The sequence below is a fragment of the Nocardioides oceani genome (assembly GCF_030412965.1).
In the GTDB taxonomy this organism is placed as follows: Bacteria; Actinomycetota; Actinomycetes; order Propionibacteriales; family Nocardioidaceae; genus Nocardioides; species Nocardioides oceani.
In genome coordinates this window covers 1-280 of the sequence record NZ_JAUHJQ010000142.1, presented here as the reverse complement: position 1 = coordinate 280, position 280 = coordinate 1, and the positions used below count along the sequence as shown (strand labels likewise).

The 280-nt window shown below is 64.6% G+C and carries 1 protein-coding gene; it reads right to left on the bottom strand.

Annotated elements, in window-relative coordinates; translation table 11 throughout:
* Positions 1-280, bottom strand: a 280-nt coding sequence (locus tag QWY28_RS23600) for a hypothetical protein (RefSeq protein ID WP_300955346.1), incomplete at both ends; no start/stop codon positions are given.

Genomic DNA, 280 nt, shown 5'->3' with positions numbered 1-280 from the left:
CATGGGCGTGGGCCTCGTCCCAGAGCCGCGCAATCAGCCGATGCAGCGCGAAGACGCCCCATACGCCGAAGGCGATGGCGACGAGCCGGCCCCAGGTGTCGTCCCAGCCGAAGACGGCATAGAGAAGAGCGGTGATATAGGAGATGACCTGCAGCTCGCGGCCCTGATAGGAGGGGTCCGGTCCGGTCCAGCTCACCTCCGGAAAGAAGATGTTCCAGCTGCGCAGGAAGAAATTGTCGGCCATCATCGCCGTGCTGGCCTCGCGCCAGCTGAAGGCATC